The sequence below is a fragment of the Nocardia cerradoensis NBRC 101014 genome (genome assembly GCF_000308535.1).
Taxonomy (GTDB): Bacteria; Actinomycetota; Actinomycetes; order Mycobacteriales; family Mycobacteriaceae; genus Nocardia; species Nocardia cerradoensis.
Window position 1 is genome coordinate 1 of sequence record NZ_BAFW01000278.1, and the last position, 479, is coordinate 479.

Sequence of the window (479 nt, forward strand, 5' to 3'; positions counted from 1 at the left end):
GGAGCATGCTTTCCGCCCTGCGAACTGCAGTAAGCTTGTCGGTCCGCCCATCTCACGGAGTTGTTAGTCTTCGCTCCTTCAGGGCTATCCCAGTACCCACCCGTATCTCCACCCGCAGCATTTCTGTGATCACCGCAATGGCTGAGGCACAGAAAGCGACCGGAACGGTGAAGTGGTTCAACTCCACCAAGGGCTTCGGCTTCATCACCCCCGACGACGGCGGCGAGGACTTGTTCGTGCACCAGACGAGCATCATCACCGACGGCTTCCGCAGCCTTGCTGAGGGCGAGCAGGTGGAGTTCTACGTCGAGTCCGGCGACGACGGCCGCACCAAGGCTGTCCAGGTCACGGGGCCAGGCGGCGCACCCCCTCAGGGTGCTCCCCGCCGTGACTACGGCGGCGGTGGCGGCAGCTACGGCGGCGGTGGTGGCAGCTACGGCGGCGGCCGTGGCGGCGGCGGCTACGGCGGCGGTGGCGGC

At 66.8% G+C, this 479-nt stretch carries 1 pseudogene; it reads left to right on the forward strand.

The annotated features are described in order from the left end of the window. Positions 1 to 137: 137 nt before the first annotated feature. A pseudogene (locus tag ON23_RS40080) lies at positions 138 to 347 on the forward strand (cold-shock protein); the annotation flags it as partial. Between the last annotated feature and the right edge of the window lie 132 nt (positions 348 to 479).